The organism is Pseudomonas flexibilis, assembly GCF_000802425.1.
Classification (GTDB): domain Bacteria; phylum Pseudomonadota; class Gammaproteobacteria; order Pseudomonadales; family Pseudomonadaceae; genus Serpens; species Serpens flexibilis.
In genome coordinates this window covers 11886-31372 of record NZ_JRUD01000015.1, presented here as the reverse complement: position 1 = coordinate 31372, position 19487 = coordinate 11886, and the positions used below count along the sequence as shown (strand labels likewise).

The following is a 19487-nucleotide window of genomic DNA, read 5'->3' as shown; positions in this document are numbered from 1 at the left end:
AACGACATGAGCGCCAGCAGCGGTACCCTCTACATCGTTTCCGCGCCCTCCGGGGCCGGCAAGACCAGCCTGGTCAAGGCCCTGATCGACAGCATGCCGCAGGTGCGCGTGTCGGTTTCGCACACCACCCGCGCCATGCGCCCGGGCGAAGTGGACGGGGTGAACTACCACTTCGTCGAGCGCGAACGCTTCCTGGGCATGCTGGAGCAGGATGAGTTCCTCGAGCATGCCGAGGTGTTCGGCAACCTGTATGGCACCTCGCAGCGCTGGGTCGAACACACCCTGGCCGAGGGCTTCGATCTGATCCTGGAAATCGACTGGCAGGGCGCTCAGCAGGTTCGCCGCCTGATGCCCGACGCCCGTTCCATCTTCATTCTGCCGCCGACCCAGCAGGCCCTGCGCCAGCGCCTGACCAATCGGGGCCAGGACAGCGACGAGGTGATCGAGCGGCGCATGCGTGAGGCGGTCAGCGAGATGAGCCACTACGTCGAATACGACTACCTGGTGATCAACGACGATTTTGCCCACGCGCTGGATGACCTGAAGGCCGTCTTCCGTGCCAACCAGCTGCGCCAGCAGCGCCAGCAGCAACGCCACCTGGCGCTGCTCGACGCGCTGCTGGGCTGACGGGCGTCCGTCGGGCCGGCGCTTGCCGCTGGCCCCGCGCCTTCTTTAGACTACCGGGTCCGCTCGCCCAGCCCGGGCACGGCCCCCACGCTACTCAGAGGAACACCATGGCCCGCGTTACCGTTGAAGACTGCCTGGAAAACGTCGATAACCGCTTCGAACTGGTCATGCTGGCAACCAAGCGCTCCCGTCAGCTGGCTACCGGCGGCAAGGAACCGAAGGTCGCCTGGGAAAACGACAAGCCCACCGTGGTTGCCCTGCGCGAAATCGCCAGCGGACTGGTGGACTACGACGTCATCGCCCAGGAAGAGCTGATCGAGGAAGAACCGATCTTCGCCGCGTTCGAGGAAGAGGCCAAAGACGAGGCCCTGTAAGATGCGTGCGCGAGGTCGTTCGCAGCCGCTGCTGCCGATGGAGTATGCTGTCGGCAGGAGGTGCCGCCATGGCTGGTAATCTCGACGCCCTCGCTGATCGCATCTCGTCCTATCTGGCGGCGGACCAGGTCAATCTGGTCCGGCGAGCCTACTATTACGCCGAGCAGGCCCACGACGGCCAGCGCCGGCGCAGTGGCGAAGCCTACGTCACCCACCCGCTGGCGGTGGCCAACATCCTGGCCGAAATGCACATGGACCATCAGAGCCTGATGGCCGCCATGCTGCACGACGTGATCGAGGATACCGGCATCGCCAAGGAAGCCATCAGCTCGCAGTTCGGCGAAACCGTCGCCGAGCTGGTGGACGGGGTCAGCAAGCTGACCCAGATGAAGTTCGAGAACAAGGCCGAAGCCCAGGCCGAGAACTTCCAGAAGATGGCCCTGGCCATGGCCCGCGACATCCGCGTCATCCTGGTCAAGTTGGCCGACCGCCTGCACAACATGCGTACCCTGGATGCCATGCCGCCGGAGAAGAGCCGGCGCATCGCCCGTGAAACCCTGGAAATCTACGCGCCCATCGCCAACCGGCTGGGCATGCACAACATGCGCGTGGAATTCGAGGACCTGGGGTTCCGGGCGATGCATCCGATGCGCTGCGAGCGCATTCGCGCGGCGGTGCGCGGTGCGCGCGGCAACCGCAAGGAAATCGTCGCCAAGATCGAGGAGTCGCTCCAGCACTGCCTGGAGCGCGAGGGGCTGCCCGGCCAGGTCAGCGGCCGCGAGAAACACCTGTTCAGCATCTACAAGAAGATGCGCGGCAAGCGCAAGGCGTTCGCCGACATCATGGACGTGTACGCGTTCCGCATCGTGGTCGACAAGGTCGACACCTGCTACCGGGTGCTGGGCGCCGTGCACAGCCTGTACAAGCCGCTGCCCGGGCGCTTCAAGGACTACATCGCGATTCCCAAGGCCAACGGCTACCAGTCGCTGCACACCACGCTGTTCGGCATGCACGGCGTGCCCATCGAGATCCAGATCCGCACCCAGGAAATGGAGGACATGGCCAACAACGGCATCGCCGCGCACTGGCTGTACAAGTCCAGTGGCGACGACTCGCCGCGCAGCAGCCATGCCCGCGCGCGCCAATGGGTCAAGGGCATCCTCGAACTGCAGCAGCGCGCCGGCAATTCGCTGGAATTCATCGAGAGCGTGAAAATCGACCTGTTCCCGGACGAGGTCTACGTGTTCACGCCCAAGGGTCGCATCATGGAGCTGCCGCGCGGCGCCACGGCGGTTGACTTCGCCTATGCGGTGCACACCGACGTGGGCAACACCTGCATTGCCTGCCGCATCAACCGGCGCCTGGCGCCGCTCTCGCAGCCGCTGGAAAGCGGCGAAACGGTGGAGATTGTCACCGCCCCCAGCGCCCGGCCGAATCCGGCCTGGCTGAACTTCGTGGTCAGTGGCAAGGCGCGCACCCACATCCGTCACGCCCTCAAGCAGCGTCGCCATTCGGAGTCGGTCAGCCTCGGCGAGCGGCTGCTGAACAAGGCGCTGGCCAGCTTCGAAACCGATCTGGAGCATATCCCCGCGCAGCGTATCCAGGCGGTGCTGGTGGAGTACAAGCTCAGCGAGTTCGAGGACCTGCTGGAAGATGTCGGCCTCGGCAATCGCATGGCGCTGGTGGTGGCGCGCCAGCTGATGGAAGGCAGCGAGGAAATGGAGCTGGCCGCGCAGGCGCCGGACAGCGAGGGTCCTCTGGCGATCCGCGGTACCGAAGGCCTGGTGCTGAGTTACGCCAAGTGCTGCACGCCGATCCCGGGCGACCCGATCGTTGGCCATCTGTCGGCCGGCAAGGGCATGGTGGTGCACCTGGATGGTTGCCGGAACATCGCCGAAATCCGCACCAATCCCGAGAAGTGTGTGCCCCTGACCTGGTCGCGGGAGGTGAGCGGCGAATTCAATGTCGAGCTGCGCGTCGAGCTGGAGCACCAGCGCGGCCTGATCGCTCTGCTGGCCGGCAGCGTCACCGCCGCCGACGCCAACATCGAGAAGATCAGCATGGACGAGCGCGACGGCCGGCTCAGCGTGGTGCAGATGGTGGTCAGCGTCCGCGACCGCGTGCATCTGGCGCGGGTCATCAAGAAGCTGCGTGTGCTGATGGGCGTGTCGCGCATCACCCGCGTGCGCGCCTGACGCCTCAACTTTGTCTTCGTGGCCGCTGATCCTCGGTGGCCGTTTTCTTCAGGGAGCCCTCCATGAGCAAGACCGTGATCAGCACCGATAAGGCGCCCGCCGCCATCGGCACCTATTCCCAGGCCATCAAGGCCGGCAACACCGTGTACCTGTCCGGGCAGATCCCGCTTGATCCGGCCAGCATGCAGCTGGTCGAAGGCTTCGAGGCCCAGGCCGTGCGCGTGTTCGAGAACCTCAAGGCGGTGGCCGAAGCGGCCGGCGGTTCGCTGAACGATATCGTCAAGCTGAACATCTACCTGACCGATCTGGGCAACTTCGCCACCGTCAACGAGGTGATGAGCCGCTACTTCCAGCAGCCTTATCCGGCCCGCGCCGCCATCGGCATCAACAGCCTGCCGCGCGGCTCGCTGGTGGAAATGGACGGCGTGATGGTGATTGGCTGATCGGCGTTGTTGCGGCCGCCGAAACGGCGGCTCGGTGGACAAGCAAAACGTTGTCCAGCCTACGATTCCCCATACCCCTCCCGATAGCTCGGATAGCGCGGCGCCCAGCCCAGGCTGCGCGCGCGCGCATTGCTGCAGCGCTTGCTGCCGGCGCGGCGCTGCATCGGCGCGCCGGGCGGCGTATTGATGTCGAACCGCGCGCGCAGCCACTCCGCCACCTCATGCAGCGGCGCCGGTTCGTCATCCACGCCGAGGTAGATCGTCTCCAGCCGTTCCCCGTGCGCATCAGCCTGCGCCAGGTAGGCCAGCAGCGCGGCGGCATCGTCGCGGTGAATGCGGTTGCTGTACAACGGTGGCTCTGCCGTAGGCGTCAGGCCGGCGCGCAACTGATCGACCAGCCAGCGGCTGGTGCCCTCATACAGGCCGGCCAGGCGCACCACGCTGGCCGGAATGCCGCTGCTCAGCGCCAGCCGCTCGGCCTCCAGCAGGACGCGTCCGGTGAAGCCCTGTGGCTCGCAGGGGGATGCCTCGTCCACCCATTCGCCGCTGTGCTGCCCGTACACCGCCGTGCTGGAGACGAACAGCAGGCGTCGCGGTCGCTGGCCATGCTCCGTCAGCCAGCCCAGCACATGGCGCAAGCCGTCGACATAGGCGGCGCGGTAGGCCGGCTCATCGGAGCGGTCGGCCGCCGCGGCATACAGCAGGTAGTCCGGTGCCTGTGCGGGCCAGCCGGCCGGACACTGCGCCTGGGCCAGATCCCCCGCGAGCGGGTGGATGGACGGCGGCAGTCCTGCGACCTGTCGTCGCAGTCCCTGTACAGACCAGCCCTGGGCGGCGAGCGTGGAGCCGGTACGGCAGCCCAGGTCGCCGCAACCGGCGATCAGAAGGCGGGGAAATTCGGGCATTGGATGAGTCCCATCAAGGCGATGCGATTGTCAGGTGAACGACAATCCACTTTGAATTAACGAGAATTAATTGCAATAATCTCGGCCGTTTTTGCTGCTGCCTCATGGCAGGGTTTCGCTTTCAGTTCAGGTCAGGCCTCATGAACAGAACCGCCACTCGCGCTCAGTCCCTTTTCGCTGCCTTGCTGGTCGGCTGCCTGCTGGTGCCAACCGTGCAGGCACAGACGCCGGCGCCCACTCCCCCGGCCGAGCAAGCGGTCGCCAGCGAAGGGCCCGCCAGCGCCGGCGGGCCGCAAGACAACACGAATCCCGCGAGCCCTGCCGCAGGCGAGGCGACGCCGCCCCAGCCGGTCGAGGTCGAGCATGGCCTCAGCCATGACCTGTCACCCTGGGGCATGTATCAGGCCGCCGACTGGGTGGTCAAGGCGGTGATGATCGGCCTGGTGCTGGCCTCGGTGATCACCTGGACCATCGCGCTAGCCAAGGGGCTGGAGCTTGGCCGTGCCAAGCGGCGTCTGCGCGTGGAGCTGAGCACGCTCAAGACCGCGCGCAACCTGAAGCAGGCTGCAGAGCAGCCGCGCGTCCCGCTCAGTCTTACCGACCAATTGGTCGAGGAGGCGCGCCATGAACTGGAACTGTCCGGCAAGGCCGACAAGGAAGGCATCAAGGAACGCGTGGGCTTTCGCCTCGACCGTCTGGTGGCCGCCAGCGGCCGGCAGATGTCGCAGGGTACCGGTGTGCTGGCCTCGGTCGGCTCGGTGTCGCCCTTTGTCGGCCTGTTCGGCACCGTCTGGGGGATCATGAACAGCTTCATCGGCATCGCCAAGAGCCAGACCACCAACCTCGCCGTGGTGGCGCCCGGTATCGCCGAGGCGCTGCTGGCCACCGCCATCGGCCTGGTCGCAGCGATTCCGGCGGTGGTGCTCTACAACATCTTCGCCCGTGCCATTTCCGGTTTCCGGGCACAGCTGGGCGATGCCGCTGCCGAAGTATTGCTGCTGGTCAGCCGTGACCTGGATCACCAGGCCGCCGGCGAGCGCCAGGTGCCCCACGTGGTGAAGGTAGGCTGAGCCATGGGCATGCAGCTGAAGGAAGGTGGCGGCGACGATCTGGCGGAGAACAGCGAGATCAACGTCACCCCGTTCATCGACGTCATGCTTGTGCTGCTGATCATCTTCATGGTGGCGGCGCCCCTGGCCACCGTGGACGTGAAGCTGGACCTGCCGGCCTCCAGCGCCAAACCGGCCAAGCGCCCGGACAAGCCGATCTACCTGAGCATCAAGGAAGACAACAGCCTGTACGTGGGCAACGAGCAGGTGACTCTGGAGCGCCTGGGGTCGGTGCTGGACCTGGCCACCGAGGGTGACAAGGGCACCACCATCTTCGTACGCGGCGACACCGCGCTGGAGTACGGCAACCTCATGGAGATCATCGATGGCCTGCGCAGTGCCGGCTATCTGAAGATCGGTCTGGTCGGCCTGGAGACGGTTGGCGCGCAATGAGCGAGTCGCACAGCTTCGACCGCTGGGTTCTCAGCCTGCTGATCGTGCTGCTGGTGCACTTCGGCCTTGCCTTCGCGCTGCTCTGGCAACCCCAGGCGGCGCCGCTGGCCGCCATGCCGGCGCCGGCCATGATGCTGGAGCTGGCGCCGTTGCCCGAGGCGCCCACGCCGAGCCCGCCGCAACCGGAACCCCAGCCGGAGCCCGAGCCCGAACCTGAAATCGAGCAGCCCAAGCGCGTCGAGGCGCCGGAGCCGGAAATCGAGCTGCCGCCACCGCCGCCGCCGAAACCCAAGCCCAGGCCGAAGCCGCCCAAGCCGAAGAAGCCCGAGCCGAAGCCGGAACCCAAACCGGAGCCCACGCCTGAACCGAAGCCGGCCGAGGACGTGCCCCCCGCCCAGCCCAGCCAGCAGGCGCGCGCGCCGGAAGCCTCAGCCGCCCAGTCGGCCAGTAGTCAGGTCGCGCAGGGTCAGCCCACCTGGGAAAGCCTGCTGCTCGGGCACCTGAACCGTCACAAGCGCTACCCGCACGATGCGCGCCAGCGCGGTCAGGAAGGCACGGTGAAGGTGCGCATGGTCATCGACGGTCGCGGCCGGGTGCTCGACCACCAGGTGCTTGCCGGTTCCGGCAGCCGTTCGCTGGATCGCGCCACGCTGCAGATGATCCGGCGTGCCCAGCCGCTGCCCGCGCCGCCCGCGGAGTTGCTGAAGAATGGCAGCCTGGAAGTGATCGCGCCGTTCGTCTACTCGCTGGAGCGCGGCTAAGGGTCGCAGTCCATTGGCGGGCGTCTCTTGGTTCCATGCAAGGCAGCCGCTATGCTTGCGGCCAGCCCAATGGAATTCCGCTATGACGCTCACTGAACTGCGCTACATCGTCACCCTCGCCCAGGAGCAGCACTTCGGGCGCGCCGCCGAACGCTGCCACGTCAGCCAGCCGACGCTTTCGGTGGGCGTCAAGAAGCTCGAGGACGAGCTGGGCGTACTGATCTTCGAACGCAGCAAGAGCGCGGTGCGGCTCACGCCAGTAGGCGAGGGCATCGTCGCCCAGGCCCAGAAGGTGCTCGAGCAGGCCCAGGGCATCCGCGAACTGGCCCAGGCCGGCAAGAACCAGTTGGCCGCACCGCTCAAGGTCGGTGCCATCTATACCGTCGGCCCCTACCTGTTCCCGCACCTGATTCCGCAACTGCACCGGGTCGCCCCGGACATGCCGCTGTACATCGAGGAAAACTTCACCCACGTGCTGCGCGACAAGCTGCGCACCGGCGAGCTGGACGCGATCATCATCGCGCTGCCGTTCCAGGAAGCCGATGTGCTGACCAAGCCGCTGTACGACGAGCCTTTCTACGTGCTGATGCCGGCCGCGCATCCCTGGACCGCGCGCGCCACCATCGACGCCGAGCAGCTCAACGACAAGAGTCTGCTGCTGCTGGGCGAGGGGCACTGCTTCCGCGACCAGGTGCTGGAAGCCTGCCCGACCAGCCGCAAGGGCGATGCCGCGCAACACACCACGGTGGAATCCAGCTCGCTGGAGACCATCCGCCACATGGTGGCCTCAGGGCTGGGTGTCTCGGTGCTGCCGTTCTCGGCGGTGGAGAGCCACCACTACGCGCCGGGCGTACTGGAGACCCGGCCGCTGACACCGCCGGTGCCCTTCCGCACCGTGGCCATCGCCTGGCGCGCCAGCTTCCCGCGGCCGAAGGCCATCGAGGTGCTGGCCGATTCCATCCGCCTGTGTTCGGTGGCCCGGCCACAAGCCCTGGGCACCGCCGAACCCGCATGAGCGAACTGGCGCAGGTCCCGGTTACGGCCCTCAAAGGGGTGGGTGCGGCGCTGGCGGAGAAGCTGGCCAAGGTCGGCCTGGAAAATCTCCAGGACGTGCTGTTCCACCTGCCGTTGCGCTACCAGGACCGCACCCGTGTCACGCCGATCGGCGCCCTGCGTCCCGGCCAGGATGCGGTGGTCGAGGGCGTGGTGGCCGGCGCGGATGTGGTCATGGGCCGGCGGCGCAGCCTGCTGGTACGCCTGCAGGATGGCAGCGGCACGCTGAGCCTGCGCTTCTTCCATTTCAGCCAGGCGCAGAAGGACGGCCTCAAACGCGGCACTCCACTGCGCTGTTATGGCGAGGTGCGCCCCGGGGCCACCGGCCTGGAAATCTACCATCCGGAATACCGCGCCATGAGCGGCGCCGAGCCGGCGCCGGTCGAGCAGACGCTTACCCCCATCTATCCAACCACCGAAGGCCTGACCCAGCAGCGCCTGCGTACCCTGAGCGAGCAGGCGCTGGCGCGGCTCGGCCCCAACAGCCTGCCCGACTGGCTGCCGGCGGAGCTGGCCGAGGAATACCGGCTCGGCCCGCTGGCCGAGGCGATCCGCTACCTGCACCGCCCGCCGCCGGATGCCGACCTGCACGAACTGGCCGAGGGCCAGCACTGGGCGCAGCAGCGCCTGGCGTTCGAGGAGCTGCTCACCCACCAGCTATCCCTGCAGCGCCTGCGCGAGAGCATTCGCGCCCAGCAGGCCCCGGCGCTGCCGCCGGCCACGCGCCTGCCGGAGTTGTATCTGCAGGGTCTGGGTTTCGCGCCCACCGGTGCGCAACGCCGCGTCGGCGCGGAGATCGCCTACGACCTGGCGCAACCTGAACCCATGCTGCGCCTGGTGCAGGGTGACGTGGGCGCCGGCAAGACGGTGGTCGCCGCGCTGGCGGCCCTGCAGGCGCTGGAAGCCGGCTACCAGGTGGCCCTGATGGCGCCCACCGAAATTCTCGCCGAGCAGCACTTTCTCAACTTCAGCCGCTGGTTCGAGCCACTGGACATCGACGTCGCCTGGCTGGCCGGCAAGCTCAAGGGCAAGGCGCGCGCCGCCGCGCTGGAGCGGATCGCCGGCGGCTGCCCGATGGTGGTTGGCACCCATGCGCTGTTCCAGGACGAGGTACGCTTCGCCAAGCTGGCGCTGGTGATCATCGACGAGCAGCACCGCTTCGGTGTGCAGCAGCGCCTGGCGCTGCGCCAGAAGGGCGTGGATGGCCGGCTGTGTCCGCACCAGCTGATCATGACCGCCACGCCGATCCCGCGCACCCTGGCGATGAGCGCCTACGCCGACCTGGACACATCGATCCTCGACGAGCTACCGCCCGGCCGCACGCCGGTGAACACCTTGGCCATCGCCGACAGCCGCCGCCCGGAAGTCATCGAGCGGGTGCGCGCGGCCTGCCACGAAGGACGCCAGGCCTACTGGGTGTGCACGCTGATCGAGGAATCCGAGGAACTGACCTGCCAGGCGGCGCAGACCAGCTACGAAGAACTGTCCGCCGCGCTGGGCGAGCTGCGTGTCGGCCTGATCCACGGGCGCATGAAGCCGGCCGAGAAGGCGGCGGTGATGGAGGCGTTCAAGGCGGGTGACATCCAGTTGCTGGTAGCCACCACGGTGATCGAAGTGGGCGTGGATGTGCCCAACGCCAGCCTGATGATCATCGAGAACCCCGAGCGTCTGGGACTCGCCCAGTTGCACCAGCTGCGCGGTCGCGTCGGTCGGGGCAGTGCAGTCAGCCACTGTGTCCTGCTCTATCATGCGCCGCTATCGCAGCTGGGCCGTGAGCGACTGGCGATCATGCGCGAGACCACCGACGGCTTCCTGATCGCCGAGAAGGACCTGGAGCTGCGCGGTCCCGGCGAGATGCTCGGCACCCGGCAGACCGGCCTGCTGCAGTTCAAGGTTGCCGACCTGATGCGTGACGCCGACCTGTTGCCGGCGGTGCGTGAGGCTGCGCAACAGCTGCTGGCGCGCTGGCCGCAGCATGTGGGCCCCCTGCTGTCGCGCTGGCTGCGGCACGGCCAGCAGTACGGCCAGGTGTGACAATTTTGTGATTGGCCACCCTTGGGAAATCCGAGGCAGCGCCGATATGCCTTGCAAACACCCGTTTCAGACCCGGATGTACCCATGAACGAGTGCACCATCGTCCCGGCCGAACAGCCTTCGACCGCTCCCTTATTGATCCAGCAGCTGCTGCGCCGCCTGGCCGTACCCTTGCGCACCCGACCCGAGGAGCCGGGTATTCCGCCGGCACAGCGTATCCAGGCCGTGCTGCTGGAAGACAACCTGGGCGCCGCCCTGGTGCTGTATCCGCGTAACCAGCTGCTCGATCTCAAGCGCCTGGCCGCCTTCAGCGAGCGGCAGTTGGGCCCGGTACGCCCGGAGCGCCTCAAGCGCATGCTCAGCCGTCATGGCCTGGGCTGCCTGCCGGCGCTGCCGGCGATTACCAGCTCTCCCTGTCTGTACGACGAGCGTCTGCTGGAGCAACCGGTGCTGCTGATCGAGTCGGGCGCCCCGGGGTTGCTGCTGGAGATCGGCCGCGAGCATTTCCAGATGCTGCTGGCCAAGGCGCGCCCCGGCCGCTTCGGTGAACCCCTGGGCAACATCCGCCCGAACCTCGACCGACCGGGCGACGACAGCAGCGAAATCGATCAGGCGGTGAAGACCTTCACCGCCCGCCGCATCCAGCAGCGTCTCGGCGAGACCATGGAGATTCCGCCGCTGACCCGCACCGCGCAGCGCATCATCAAGCTGCGCGCCAACCCGAATGCCACCATCGAAGACATCACCTCGGTGGTGGAAACCGATCCGGCGCTGGCCGCGCAGGTGATGCGCTGGGCGAGCTCGCCGCTGTATGCCGCGCCCGGCAAGGTGCGTTCGGTGGAAGAAGCGATCATCCGTGTGCTCGGCTTCGACCTGGTGATCAACCTGGCGCTCGGCCTGGCCCTGGGGCGCCACCTCAGCCAGCTCAGTGATCCCAACCAGCAGAACACGCCCTACTGGCAGCAGGCGATCTATACCGCTGCGCTGATCGAGGGGCTGACCCGGATGATTCCTGCCGGCCAGCGTCCGGAAACCGGCCTGGCCTATCTCGGCGGGCTACTGCACAACTTCGGCTACCTTCTGCTGGCGCATATCTTCCCGCCGCACTTCAACCTGATCTGCCAGCACCTGGAAACCAACCCGCACCTCTGGCACGGCCACATCGAGCAGCATCTGCTGGGCATTACCCGCGAGCAGATCGGCAGCTGGATGATGCGTAACTGGGAGATGCAGGAAGAGATCTTCACCGCGCTGCGCTTCCAGAACGACCCGGATTACGCCGGGCCGCACTGCGCCTACGCCAATCTGGTGTACCTGGCGGTCAACCTGCTGCGCGGCCAGAAGATCGGCCATGGCCTGGAGCAGCCGATCCCCGAGGCGCTCTATCAGCGCCTGGGCATCACGGCCGAGCAGGCCGAGGATGCCTTGCAGAAGGTGCTGCGCGCCGAAGCGGCGCTGCGCGAAATGGCCAGCCAGTTCCAGCAGTCGCGAGACGACGAGCCGCAGGAGTAGGGCTGCCCCGTAGGGCAGTCAGCGCTGTTCTGGCCGCCGCGGCGCGCCGGGAGAGTGGAAAGGAAGGTGTGTCCGCGTTAGACCGCGGTTCAGTAGCCGGCCAGTGTCGGGATCAGGCCTTCTTCTTCGGCTTCAGGTACTTGGTCAGCCCCTGGAACCACATCACCAGCATCGGATTGCCCTGGATCTGGATGTCCTTGTCCTGGATGCCCTTCATGAAGGCCAGCTGCTTGTTCTTGGCGGTGAGGGTGGCAAAGCCGTAGGCCGCGTCACGAAAGCCCAGGGCGAAGGCCGGCTGAGTGGCGGGTCCGCGTTTGCTGGTGATCCGCTGATCCTTGACGATGAAATGGCGGGCCACCCGGCCATCCAGGGTGTGCAACTGGAACACCAGGTCCTTCTCGGCCAGCTGCTGCTGGAACTCGGGGTTGGTGTGGCTGGCCTTGTTCATCAGGCGGCCCAGCATCCAGAGTAGAAAACGAAATTTCATCGCGGCCTCGAAAGGGGGTAATTGTTGTTAAGCGCGCGATTCTAGCGGCCAAATAACGCCCCAGCAGCCGAACTTGTGTAGAAAAATGCAAACAACGGCCCGCCAGGCAGGCGGGCCGTGTAGCGATCAGTTGATGGCGTCGCGTAGCGACTTTCCGGGTTTGAACGCCACGGTGTTGCTTGCCTTGATCTTCACGGGTTCACCGGTTTGCGGATTCTTGCCGGTGCGGGCGCCCCGGTGGCGTTGCACAAAGGTGCCAAAGCCGACCAGGGTGACGCTTTCCTTGCGGTTCAGCGCATCGGTGATTTCTTCCAGGACGGCGTTGAGCACACGATTGGCCTGCTCGCGGGTGAGATCGGCCTTGTCCGCGATGGCGGCGGCGAGTTCCGGTTTGCGCATAAAGTGATGCCTCTTCGACGGTGTCATTGTTGTTCTTGTTGTTGTGTCCGTGCTGTTCGGGTGAACAGCGCCCCGTGCTGCGGGGGCTCTAGCCCGCGGCAGTCACTTCGAGGATGGCATGTGCCCACGGGCCACGCCAGTCCTCGAACGTCGCCTGAGGTGCCAACCGCTGCCCAGAACCGACGGAACGTCGTGCGGCGCGCCTCAATCGAGCAGCGACGGCAGTTCCCGGTTGAGTGCCAGACGCCCCTGCACGGCCTCTCCACTCAGGCCGTAACCCAGCAGGGTGCCGTCGGCATCGCGACACAGCGCGCGCCAGTCGAGGCCCTCGCCCTCCAGTTGCCACTCGCCGGTGCGGCCCGGGGGCGGCGGCGCCACCACCAGCGGACAAGCCGGGGTCTTGACCGTCACCGGCATGGGGCCGTAGCGCACCTCGCTCGGCTCGCCCGCCAGCGTGCGGGCCAGGGCGCGAGCGCCGGCCATCAGCGGCATCACGTAAAGCAGGTTGAGGCCTTCGACCTCGGCGCAATCGCCCAGCGCATAGATGTGCGGTGCGGAGCTGCGCAGCTGCCGGTCGACACGGATGCCGCGCCCAGTGGCCAGGCCTGCCGCCTGGGCCAGCGCGGTGCGCGGGCCCAGGCCTATCGCCGAAAGCACCAGGTCGCAGTCCAGGCGCGTCCCGTCGGACAGCAGCGCCTGCAGGCCGTCGCCGGCCTGGTTCAGGCTGGCCAGCGTGCGGCCCAGATACAGGCCCACGCCGAGCTGCCGCAGCGCATCGCTCAGAGCGTCGCCCAGCGCCGGTTGCAGCAGTTCCGGCATCGGTTGCTCGGACAGACCGACCAGGTCCACCTCGTAACCACCCAGGCGCAGGTCGTTGGCGAACTCGCAGCCGATCAGCCCGGCGCCGAGGATCAGCACCCGCCGTTTGCCCTTCAGCGCGGCGCGAAAGCGTGCGTAGTCCTCCAGGTCGTTGACGGTGAGAATGCGCCCGGTGGCATCGCCATCCACCGGTACCCGCACGCACTCGGCACCCAGCGCCAGCACCAGGTCGCGGTAGTCGACGGGCTCGGCATCCAGCCACAGGCGGCGGGCCTGCGGGTCGATGGCGGTCACTCGGGTGTGGGTGCGGATCTCGGCATGCAACTGCTCGGCCAGCGCGCCCGGTTCGGCCATCACCAGCGCCTCGGCATCCTGGCCCTTGGCGAAGGCGGTGGAGAGCATCGGCTTGGAATAGGAACGGCCGTCGTCGGCGCTGATCAGCAGCAGCGGGGTCTGCACATCGAGCTTGCGAAACTCCCGGGCCAGGCCGTAGCCGGCCAGCCCGGTGCCGACTATCACCACGGGTTTGGGTTGCGCCATCAGGCCACTTCCATCATCACGAAGTCGCTCTTGCTGACCCCGCAGTCGGGGCATACCCAATCCTCGGGCACCTGTGCCCAGGGGGTGCCGGGGGCGATGCCGTCTTCGGGCCAGCCCTTGGCTTCGTCATAGATCAGTCCGCATACCGCGCATTGCCAGGTCTTCATCTGCATTGTCTCGCTGGGTTGCCACGAACCGGCACGCTATCCCAAGCACCGCGATGCGCCAAGGGTGGCGGACCCTTTCCTTGGTAGGGTGCGGTAGACTGCCGGCCTTCGTACCCCAACTGCCGATTCAATCGTGTCCGACCTTTCTCCCTGGCTGACCGCCGATTGCCTGGCCGCCCCGCTCGATGCCAGCGTGCGGGACTGGCTGTTCGAGCCGGGCTCCCTGACCCTGCGCCTGACCACCCTCGCCGGCGGCGATTTTTCCGTGCGCCCGCTGCTGGAAGGCTGGCACGGGTTGCGCGACGACGAATGCGCCGTGCTGGGCCTGGCGCCCGGCAGCACCGGGTGGGTGCGCGAGGTCTATCTTTGCGGGCACGGCGAGCCCTGGGTGTTCGCCCGCAGCGTGGCCAGCCGCGAGGCACTGCAGGCGCTGGAGCTGGACCTGCAGCACTTGGGCAAGCGCCCGCTGGGCCATCTGCTGTTCAGCGACAAGGCCTTCGGGCGCAGCCCCTTCGAGATCTGCCACTACCCGCCCGCCTGGCTGCCCGCCGAGGCGGCTCAGGCCGGACTCTGGGCGCGGCGCTCCTGCTTCCAGCGCGGTTCGGTCGGCGTGCTGGTCGCCGAGATCTTCCTGCCGCCGCACTGGCGGGCGGTACGCGCCGCCGACGGCAACCCCTAGTCACCGGAGAACCCATGTACACGCAGCTGCTGCAATCGTTCAATCGCCTGCATCCCCGCGCCTGGGACTTCGTCCAGCTGATGCGCCTGGACAAGCCGATCGGCATCTACCTGCTGCTCTGGCCGACCCTGGCGGCGCTGTGGATTGCCGGCGAGGGTGCGCCGAGTGTCGCCCACGTGGCCATCTTCACCCTGGGGGTGATTCTCATGCGCTCGGCCGGCTGCGTGATCAACGACTTCGCCGACCGCAACTTCGACGGCCATGTGGCACGCACCCGTACCCGGCCGCTGGCCACCGGCAAGGTGCGGGTAAAGGAAGCCTGGCTGCTGTTCGCCGTGCTGGTGGCGCTGAGTTTCGGCCTGGTGCTGTTGACCAACGCCGTCACCGTGTGGCTGTCGTTCGGCGCCCTGGCGGTGGCCGCGCTGTACCCGTTCATGAAGCGCTACACCTACTATCCGCAGGTGGTGCTCGGCGCCGCGTACTCCTGGGGCATCCTCATGTGCTTCACCGCCGAGCGCGGCGTGCTGCCGCCGGAGGCCTGGGTGCTGTTCATCGCCAACGTGGTGTGGACCGTCGGCTACGACACCTACTACGCCATGGCCGACCGCGAGGACGACCTGAAGATCGGCGTGCGCTCGACCGCCATCCTGTTCGGCGAGGCTGACCGGCTGATCATCTTCACCCTGCAGTGCCTGTCGCTAGTGTTCCTGCTGCTGGCCGGCGCGCGTTTCGGGCTCGGCCTGTATTTCCACCTCGGCCTGGGCGTGGCGCTGGCCTGCTTCCTCTGGGAGTTCTGGCGCACCCGCAACCGTGAGCCGCTGGTGTGTTTCCAGGCCTTCCTGCACAACCACTGGGCCGGGCTGGCGATCTTCCTCGGCGTGGTGGTGGATTACCTGCTGCGCTAGCGCCTCCCATGGCCCGGGAGCCTGCGGGAGGGGCTTCAGGCGATGCTTTTGCGCCGGCGCCACCGCAGCCTGGGGGACAAGTCCGCTCCGCTCCCACAGGCGTTTCACGACGGCCTACGGCTTGGCCACATGCCAGACGCCCATCAGCGTGTCGCCGGTGGTGTCGCCGGGCTGCTTGTCCTTGGCGTAGGTGTACAGCGGCTTGCCGTCGTAGGCCCATTGCATCGTGCCATCCTGGCGGGTGACCAGGCTCCATTTGCCGCTCGGCTGTGCGCCTTCCGCGGCGATCAGCGGTGGCCAGATGTCCGCGCATTGCTCGGTGCAGTTGGACTGCCCCTCGCTGTCCTTTCCGTAGGTGTAGAGCGTCATGCCCTGCGGGTCGACCAGGCGATCATCCTGGACCGAGGCAGGCGCCTGGGCGTGGGCCAGGCCGGAAAGCAGCGTCAGTGCGACGACAGCGCTGAATAACGGGATCGGCATTTTCATGGCAGGTACCCCTCGCGATATTCATCCGGTTGGAGTGCCTGCGACGGTTGTTTGCCGGGAGCGTCCGACGCACGGCGCGCCACTCAACTGTCACACCGCTGCAACAATTCCGTTATCTAATGCCCGGCATTGACCGGAATCGCATAGGGAAACCATGGCAGGCAAGACCATTCTGATCGTCGATGACGAGGCGCCGATCCGCGAGATGATCGCGGTGGCGCTGGAGATGGCCGGCTACCAGTGTCTGGAAGCGGCCGACAGCCAGCAGGCGCACAGCCTGATCGTCGATCGCAAGCCGGACCTGATCCTGCTCGACTGGATGCTGCCCGGGACCTCGGGCATCGAACTGGCGCGGCGCCTGAAGCGCGACGAGCTGACCGCCGCCACGCCGATCATCATGCTCACCGCCAAGGGCGAAGAGGACAACAAGGTGCAGGGCCTGGAGGTCGGCGCCGATGACTACATCACCAAGCCGTTCTCGCCCCGCGAGCTGGTGGCGCGCCTGAAGGCCGTGCTGCGTCGCACCGGCGCGGATGACGACGAGACGCCCATCGAGGTGGGCGGCCTGCGCCTGGACCCGGTCAGCCACCGGGTGACCATCGATGGTCGCGCGGCCGAGATGGGACCCACCGAGTACCGCCTGCTGCAGTTCTTCATGACCCACCAGGAGCGCGCCTATACCCGTGGCCAACTGCTGGACCAGGTCTGGGGTGGCAATGTGTATGTGGAAGAGCGTACCGTCGACGTGCATATCCGCCGGCTGCGCAAGGCGCTAGGCAGCGACTACGAGTCGCTGGTTCAGACGGTGCGCGGCACCGGTTACCGTTTCTCCACCCGAGCCTGAATGTGAAAGCCAATCCTGCCGCTGTGCTGTTGCGCCACGGCCTGCTGCTGCTGGCGGCGACCCTGTTGCTCGGCCTGATCAGCGGCGCCTGGGGTTGGAGCCTGGCGCTGTGGCTGGCCGCCTATCTGGCCTGGGTGCTGCGTGACCTGCTGCGTCTGCAGCGCTGGCTGGAAAACGCCAATCCCCGCGACGAGGTGCCCGAGGCGCGCGGCCTGTGGGAAGCGCTCTACGACCGCATCTACCTGCTGCAACGCCGCAACCGCGAGGCCCGCGAGCGGCTGCAGGCGGTGATCGATCGTGCCCAGCAGTCCACCACCGCCCTGCAGGATGCGGTGGTGATGCTCGACAGCGATGGCAACCTGGAATGGTGGAACCCGGCCGGCAGCCGCCTGCTTGGCCTCAAGAGTCCGCAGGACAGTGGCCAGCCGGTGATCAACCTGGTGCGCCACCCGCGCTTCAAGGAGTACTTCGAACGCAAGGAGTTCGCCGAGCCGCTGAGTCTGCGTTCGCCGGTGGACCCGAACCTGCACCTGCAGATCTTCATCACCCTGTATGGCCAGCGCGAGCACCTGATGGTGGTGCGCGACGTGACGCGCATGCAGCAGCTGGAGCAGATGCGCAAGGACTTCGTGGCCAACGTCTCCCACGAACTGCGCACGCCGCTGACGGTGATCAGCGGTTACCTGGAAACCCTGCTCGACCATGCCGATACCCTGGCGCCGCGCTGGCTGCGCCCCATGCAGCAGATGCAGCAGCAGGCCACGCGCATGTCACACCTGCTGGACGATCTGCTGCTGCTGGCGCGTCTGGAGGCCACCGATTACCCGGCCGAGAACCAGCCGGTGGCGGTCGAGCGCCTGTTGCAGACGATCCGCACCGATGCCGTGGCGCTGTCCGGCACGCGCGGTCACCGCATCTCCCTGGAGGCCGAGGCCGGCCTGCTGCTCAAGGGCTGCGACAGCGAACTGCGCAGCGCCTTCTCCAACCTGGTGTTCAACGCGGTGAAGTACACGCCGGCTGGCGGTGAGATCCATGTTCGGTGGTGGAGCGACGAGCAGGGCGCGCACCTGGCGGTGCGCGACAGTGGCATTGGCATCGAAGCCAAGCACCTCCCGCGCCTCACCGAGCGCTTCTACCGGGTGGACGCCAGCCGTGCCGCCGACACCGGCGGTACAGGGCTCGGCCTGGCCATCGTCAAGCATGTGCTACTGCGCCATCGCGGGCGACTGGAAATCGTCAGCCAGCCCGGCAAGGGCAGTACCTTCACCTGCCATTTTCCGCTGACCCAGCGGGTGCGCCACACGGCGCAAAGCGCCTCCGATTGACCGTCGGGCTTGAAAAAGCCCATCTGAATAGCCATCTTGCGCGAATCATTGGCCAACCCGAACCACCATGGACCCTTCCCCTAGTCTCAGCGTTTCCACCTACTTCGCCGATTTCGGCCTTGTCCTGTTCGCCTTCTTCCTCGTTCTGCTCAACGGTTTCTTCGTGGCCGCCGAATTCGCCATGGTCAAGCTGCGCTCGACCAAGGTGGAGGCCATCGCCAGCCAGCATGGCTGGCGCGGACACATCCTGCGCACCGTGCACCGCCAGCTCGACGCCTACCTGTCGGCCTGCCAGCTGGGCATCACCCTGGCCTCGCTGGGCCTGGGCTGGGTCGGCGAGCCGGCCTTCGCGCACCTGCTCGAACCGCTGTTCGCCGCCCTCGGCGTGACCAACCCGGTGGTCATCCATGGCGCCGCCTTCGCGGTCGCCTTCTTCATCATTTCCTACCTGCACATCGTGGTCGGCGAGCTGGCGCCCAAGTCCTGGGCCATCCGCAAGCCGGAGCTGCTGTCGCTGTGGACGGCGGTGCCGCTGTACCTGTTCTACTGGGCCATGTACCCGGCGATCTTCCTGCTCAACGCCAGCGCCAACGCCATCCTGCGCTTCGCCGGCCAGGGCGAGCCGGGGCCGCACCACGAACATCACTACAGCCGCGACGAGCTGAAGCTGATCCTGCATTCCAGTCGCGCCCACGACCCCAGCGACCAGGATATCCGCGTGCTGGCTTCGGCGGTGGAGATGGGCGAGCTGGAGGTGGCCGACTGGGCCAACTCCCGCGAGGACCTGGTGTACATCAAGCGCAACGCGCCGCTTGAGGAGCTGTTCGGCACCCTGCGTCGCCACAAGTACAGCCGCTACCCGGTGTACGACGAGGCCAGCGGCGAGTTCATCGGCCTGGTGCACATCAAGGACCTGCTGCTGGAACTGGCCCGCCTCGGCGAGCTGCCGCAGCAGCTGGACCTGGACGAGGTGATCCGCCCGGTGGAGCGCATCTCCCGGCACATGCCGCTGACCACCCTGCTGGAGGAGTTCCGCAAGGGCGGCGTGCACTTCGCCCTGGTGGAGGAAGCCGACGGCAAGGTGATCGGCTACCTGACCATGGAGGACGTGCTGGAAGCCCTGGTCGGCGACATCCAGGACGAACACCGCAAGGCCGAGCGCGGCGTGCTGGCCTACCAGCCGGGCAAGCTGCTGGTGCGCGGCGACACCCCGCTGTTCAAGATCGAGCGCCTGCTGGGCGTCGACCTGGACCACATCGAGGCGGACACCCTGGCCGGGCTGATCTACGAAACCCTCAACCGCATGCCCGAGGAGGAGGAAGCCCTGGAAACCTCCGGCCTGCGCATCATCGTCAAGAAGATGAAGGGACCCAAGGTAGTGCTGGCCAAGGTGGTCAAGCGCGACTGAGTACCTGTGGATGCACCAACAG

At 66.9% G+C, this 19487-nt stretch carries 21 protein-coding genes; 15 read left to right on the top strand and 6 right to left on the bottom strand.

Going from position 1 to position 19487, the window contains the following annotated elements; translation table 11 throughout:
• Window positions 1-6: 6 nt before the first annotated feature.
• The 4 genes from gmk (at window position 7) to SF06_RS10545 (ending at window position 3639) form a co-directional block, all read left to right on the top strand.
• Window positions 7-627: a guanylate kinase gene (gmk, locus tag SF06_RS10560; protein ID WP_027591303.1), complete on the top strand. Its 621-nt coding sequence runs from the start codon at window positions 7-9 to the stop codon at window positions 625-627.
• Window positions 628-734: 107 nt separating this feature from the next.
• Window positions 735-1001, top strand: a complete 267-nt coding sequence (gene rpoZ, locus SF06_RS10555; protein WP_027591302.1) for a DNA-directed RNA polymerase subunit omega — start codon at window positions 735-737, stop codon at window positions 999-1001.
• 68 nt (window positions 1002-1069) lie between these two features.
• Window positions 1070-3196: a bifunctional GTP diphosphokinase/guanosine-3',5'-bis pyrophosphate 3'-pyrophosphohydrolase gene (spoT, locus tag SF06_RS10550; RefSeq protein ID WP_027591301.1), complete on the top strand. Its 2127-nt coding sequence runs from the start codon at window positions 1070-1072 to the stop codon at window positions 3194-3196.
• Between the two features lie 62 nt (window positions 3197-3258).
• On the top strand, window positions 3259-3639 hold the full coding sequence (locus SF06_RS10545; RefSeq protein ID WP_039561283.1) for a RidA family protein: 381 nt from the start codon (window positions 3259-3261) through the stop codon (window positions 3637-3639).
• A gap of 59 nt (window positions 3640-3698) precedes the next feature.
• On the opposite strand, the gene SF06_RS10540 is transcribed toward SF06_RS10545, so the two are convergent.
• On the bottom strand, window positions 3699-4544 hold the full coding sequence (locus SF06_RS10540; RefSeq protein WP_039561281.1) for an NAD-dependent epimerase/dehydratase family protein: 846 nt from the start codon (window positions 4542-4544) through the stop codon (window positions 3699-3701).
• 140 nt (window positions 4545-4684) lie between these two features.
• On the opposite strand from SF06_RS10540, the gene exbB reads away from it, so the two are divergent.
• The 6 genes from exbB (at window position 4685) to SF06_RS10510 (ending at window position 11406) form a co-directional block, all read left to right on the top strand.
• Complete coding sequence (gene exbB, locus SF06_RS10535; protein ID WP_039561279.1) at window positions 4685-5614, top strand: tonB-system energizer ExbB; 930 nt, start codon at window positions 4685-4687, stop codon at window positions 5612-5614.
• A 3-nt stretch (window positions 5615-5617) separates the two neighbouring features.
• Window positions 5618-6046 (top strand): TonB system transport protein ExbD, encoded by a 429-nt coding sequence (gene exbD / locus SF06_RS10530; protein ID WP_027591297.1) that lies wholly within the window; start codon window positions 5618-5620, stop codon window positions 6044-6046.
• Window positions 6043-6807, top strand: a complete 765-nt coding sequence (locus tag SF06_RS10525) for an energy transducer TonB (RefSeq protein ID WP_039561278.1) — start codon at window positions 6043-6045, stop codon at window positions 6805-6807. The genes exbD and SF06_RS10525 overlap by 4 nt, the downstream gene beginning before the upstream one ends.
• Before the next feature lie 82 nt (window positions 6808-6889).
• The gene (locus tag SF06_RS10520) at window positions 6890-7822 is read left to right on the top strand and encodes a hydrogen peroxide-inducible genes activator (protein WP_027588902.1); all 933 of its coding nucleotides are present in this window, start codon (window positions 6890-6892) and stop codon (window positions 7820-7822) included.
• Window positions 7819-9894, top strand: a complete 2076-nt coding sequence (gene recG / locus SF06_RS10515) for an ATP-dependent DNA helicase RecG (protein ID WP_039561277.1) — start codon at window positions 7819-7821, stop codon at window positions 9892-9894. The genes SF06_RS10520 and recG overlap by 4 nt, the downstream gene beginning before the upstream one ends.
• Window positions 9895-9978: 84 nt before the next feature.
• The gene (locus SF06_RS10510) at window positions 9979-11406 is read left to right on the top strand and encodes an aminoacyl-tRNA deacylase and HDOD domain-containing protein (RefSeq protein ID WP_027588900.1); all 1428 of its coding nucleotides are present in this window, start codon (window positions 9979-9981) and stop codon (window positions 11404-11406) included.
• 112 nt (window positions 11407-11518) lie between these two features.
• Here the strand turns inward: SF06_RS10510 and SF06_RS10505 are convergent, their stop codons facing one another.
• The 4 genes from SF06_RS10505 to SF06_RS10490 form a co-directional block, all read right to left on the bottom strand.
• A complete protein-coding gene (locus tag SF06_RS10505) occupies window positions 11519-11893 on the bottom strand; it encodes a hypothetical protein (protein WP_027588899.1) in 375 nt (124 codons plus the stop codon).
• A gap of 126 nt (window positions 11894-12019) precedes the next feature.
• Complete coding sequence (locus SF06_RS10500) at window positions 12020-12292, bottom strand: HU family DNA-binding protein (RefSeq protein ID WP_027588898.1); 273 nt, start codon at window positions 12290-12292, stop codon at window positions 12020-12022.
• 204 nt (window positions 12293-12496) lie between these two features.
• Window positions 12497-13651: an NAD(P)/FAD-dependent oxidoreductase gene (locus SF06_RS10495; RefSeq protein WP_039561276.1), complete on the bottom strand. Its 1155-nt coding sequence runs from the start codon at window positions 13649-13651 to the stop codon at window positions 12497-12499.
• A complete protein-coding gene (locus SF06_RS10490; RefSeq protein WP_027588896.1) occupies window positions 13651-13818 on the bottom strand; it encodes a rubredoxin in 168 nt (55 codons plus the stop codon). Before SF06_RS10490 ends, SF06_RS10495 begins: the two co-directional genes overlap by 1 nt.
• Window positions 13819-13951: 133 nt before the next feature.
• Here SF06_RS10490 and SF06_RS10485 point away from each other — a divergent pair, with 133 nt between their 5' ends.
• Together SF06_RS10485 and ubiA are read left to right on the top strand one after the other, a co-directional pair.
• The gene (locus SF06_RS10485) at window positions 13952-14497 is read left to right on the top strand and encodes a chorismate--pyruvate lyase family protein (RefSeq protein WP_027588895.1); all 546 of its coding nucleotides are present in this window, start codon (window positions 13952-13954) and stop codon (window positions 14495-14497) included.
• Window positions 14498-14511: 14 nt separating this feature from the next.
• Complete coding sequence (gene ubiA, locus SF06_RS10480) at window positions 14512-15402, top strand: 4-hydroxybenzoate octaprenyltransferase (RefSeq protein WP_039561275.1); 891 nt, start codon at window positions 14512-14514, stop codon at window positions 15400-15402.
• 114 nt (window positions 15403-15516) lie between these two features.
• Here the strand turns inward: ubiA and SF06_RS10475 are convergent, their stop codons facing one another.
• Window positions 15517-15888, bottom strand: coding sequence for a COG4315 family predicted lipoprotein (locus SF06_RS10475; protein ID WP_039561272.1), 372 nt, complete (start codon window positions 15886-15888; stop codon window positions 15517-15519).
• 154 nt (window positions 15889-16042) lie between these two features.
• Between SF06_RS10475 and phoB the strand changes: the two genes are divergently transcribed.
• From phoB to SF06_RS10460, 3 genes are all read left to right on the top strand, one after another.
• Window positions 16043-16732 carry a phosphate regulon transcriptional regulator PhoB gene (gene phoB / locus SF06_RS10470; protein WP_027588892.1) on the top strand — a complete coding sequence of 230 codons (690 nt, stop codon included), beginning with the start codon at window positions 16043-16045 and terminating at the stop codon, window positions 16730-16732.
• A gap of 2 nt (window positions 16733-16734) precedes the next feature.
• A complete protein-coding gene (gene phoR, locus SF06_RS10465; protein ID WP_039561271.1) occupies window positions 16735-18057 on the top strand; it encodes a phosphate regulon sensor histidine kinase PhoR in 1323 nt (440 codons plus the stop codon).
• Window positions 18058-18124: 67 nt separating this feature from the next.
• Entirely contained in the window at window positions 18125-19465 is a 1341-nt protein-coding gene (locus SF06_RS10460; protein ID WP_027588890.1) for a hemolysin family protein, read from the top strand.
• The last annotated feature ends 22 nt before the right edge of the window (window positions 19466-19487 follow it).

Coding starts and splice junctions, on each gene's coding strand:
- exbD (WP_027591297.1), top strand. CDS start 5,618: ATGGGCATGCAGCTGAAGGAAGGTGGCGGCGACGATCTGGCGGAGAAC.
- exbB (WP_039561279.1), top strand. CDS start 4,685: ATGAACAGAACCGCCACTCGCGCTCAGTCCCTTTTCGCTGCCTTGCTG.
- phoB (WP_027588892.1), top strand. CDS start 16,043: ATGGCAGGCAAGACCATTCTGATCGTCGATGACGAGGCGCCGATCCGC.
- recG (WP_039561277.1), top strand. CDS start 7,819: ATGAGCGAACTGGCGCAGGTCCCGGTTACGGCCCTCAAAGGGGTGGGT.
- SF06_RS10500 (WP_027588898.1), bottom strand. CDS start 12,292: ATGCGCAAACCGGAACTCGCCGCCGCCATCGCGGACAAGGCCGATCTC.
- SF06_RS10525 (WP_039561278.1), top strand. CDS start 6,043: ATGAGCGAGTCGCACAGCTTCGACCGCTGGGTTCTCAGCCTGCTGATC.
- SF06_RS10510 (WP_027588900.1), top strand. CDS start 9,979: ATGAACGAGTGCACCATCGTCCCGGCCGAACAGCCTTCGACCGCTCCC.
- rpoZ (WP_027591302.1), top strand. CDS start 735: ATGGCCCGCGTTACCGTTGAAGACTGCCTGGAAAACGTCGATAACCGC.
- ubiA (WP_039561275.1), top strand. CDS start 14,512: ATGTACACGCAGCTGCTGCAATCGTTCAATCGCCTGCATCCCCGCGCC.
- SF06_RS10490 (WP_027588896.1), bottom strand. CDS start 13,818: ATGAAGACCTGGCAATGCGCGGTATGCGGACTGATCTATGACGAAGCC.
- SF06_RS10460 (WP_027588890.1), top strand. CDS start 18,125: ATGGACCCTTCCCCTAGTCTCAGCGTTTCCACCTACTTCGCCGATTTC.
- SF06_RS10505 (WP_027588899.1), bottom strand. CDS start 11,893: ATGAAATTTCGTTTTCTACTCTGGATGCTGGGCCGCCTGATGAACAAG.
- SF06_RS10540 (WP_039561281.1), bottom strand. CDS start 4,544: ATGCCCGAATTTCCCCGCCTTCTGATCGCCGGTTGCGGCGACCTGGGC.
- SF06_RS10495 (WP_039561276.1), bottom strand. CDS start 13,651: ATGGCGCAACCCAAACCCGTGGTGATAGTCGGCACCGGGCTGGCCGGC.
- gmk (WP_027591303.1), top strand. CDS start 7: ATGAGCGCCAGCAGCGGTACCCTCTACATCGTTTCCGCGCCCTCCGGG.
- spoT (WP_027591301.1), top strand. CDS start 1,070: ATGGCTGGTAATCTCGACGCCCTCGCTGATCGCATCTCGTCCTATCTG.
- SF06_RS10475 (WP_039561272.1), bottom strand. CDS start 15,888: ATGAAAATGCCGATCCCGTTATTCAGCGCTGTCGTCGCACTGACGCTG.
- SF06_RS10520 (WP_027588902.1), top strand. CDS start 6,890: ATGACGCTCACTGAACTGCGCTACATCGTCACCCTCGCCCAGGAGCAG.
- SF06_RS10545 (WP_039561283.1), top strand. CDS start 3,259: ATGAGCAAGACCGTGATCAGCACCGATAAGGCGCCCGCCGCCATCGGC.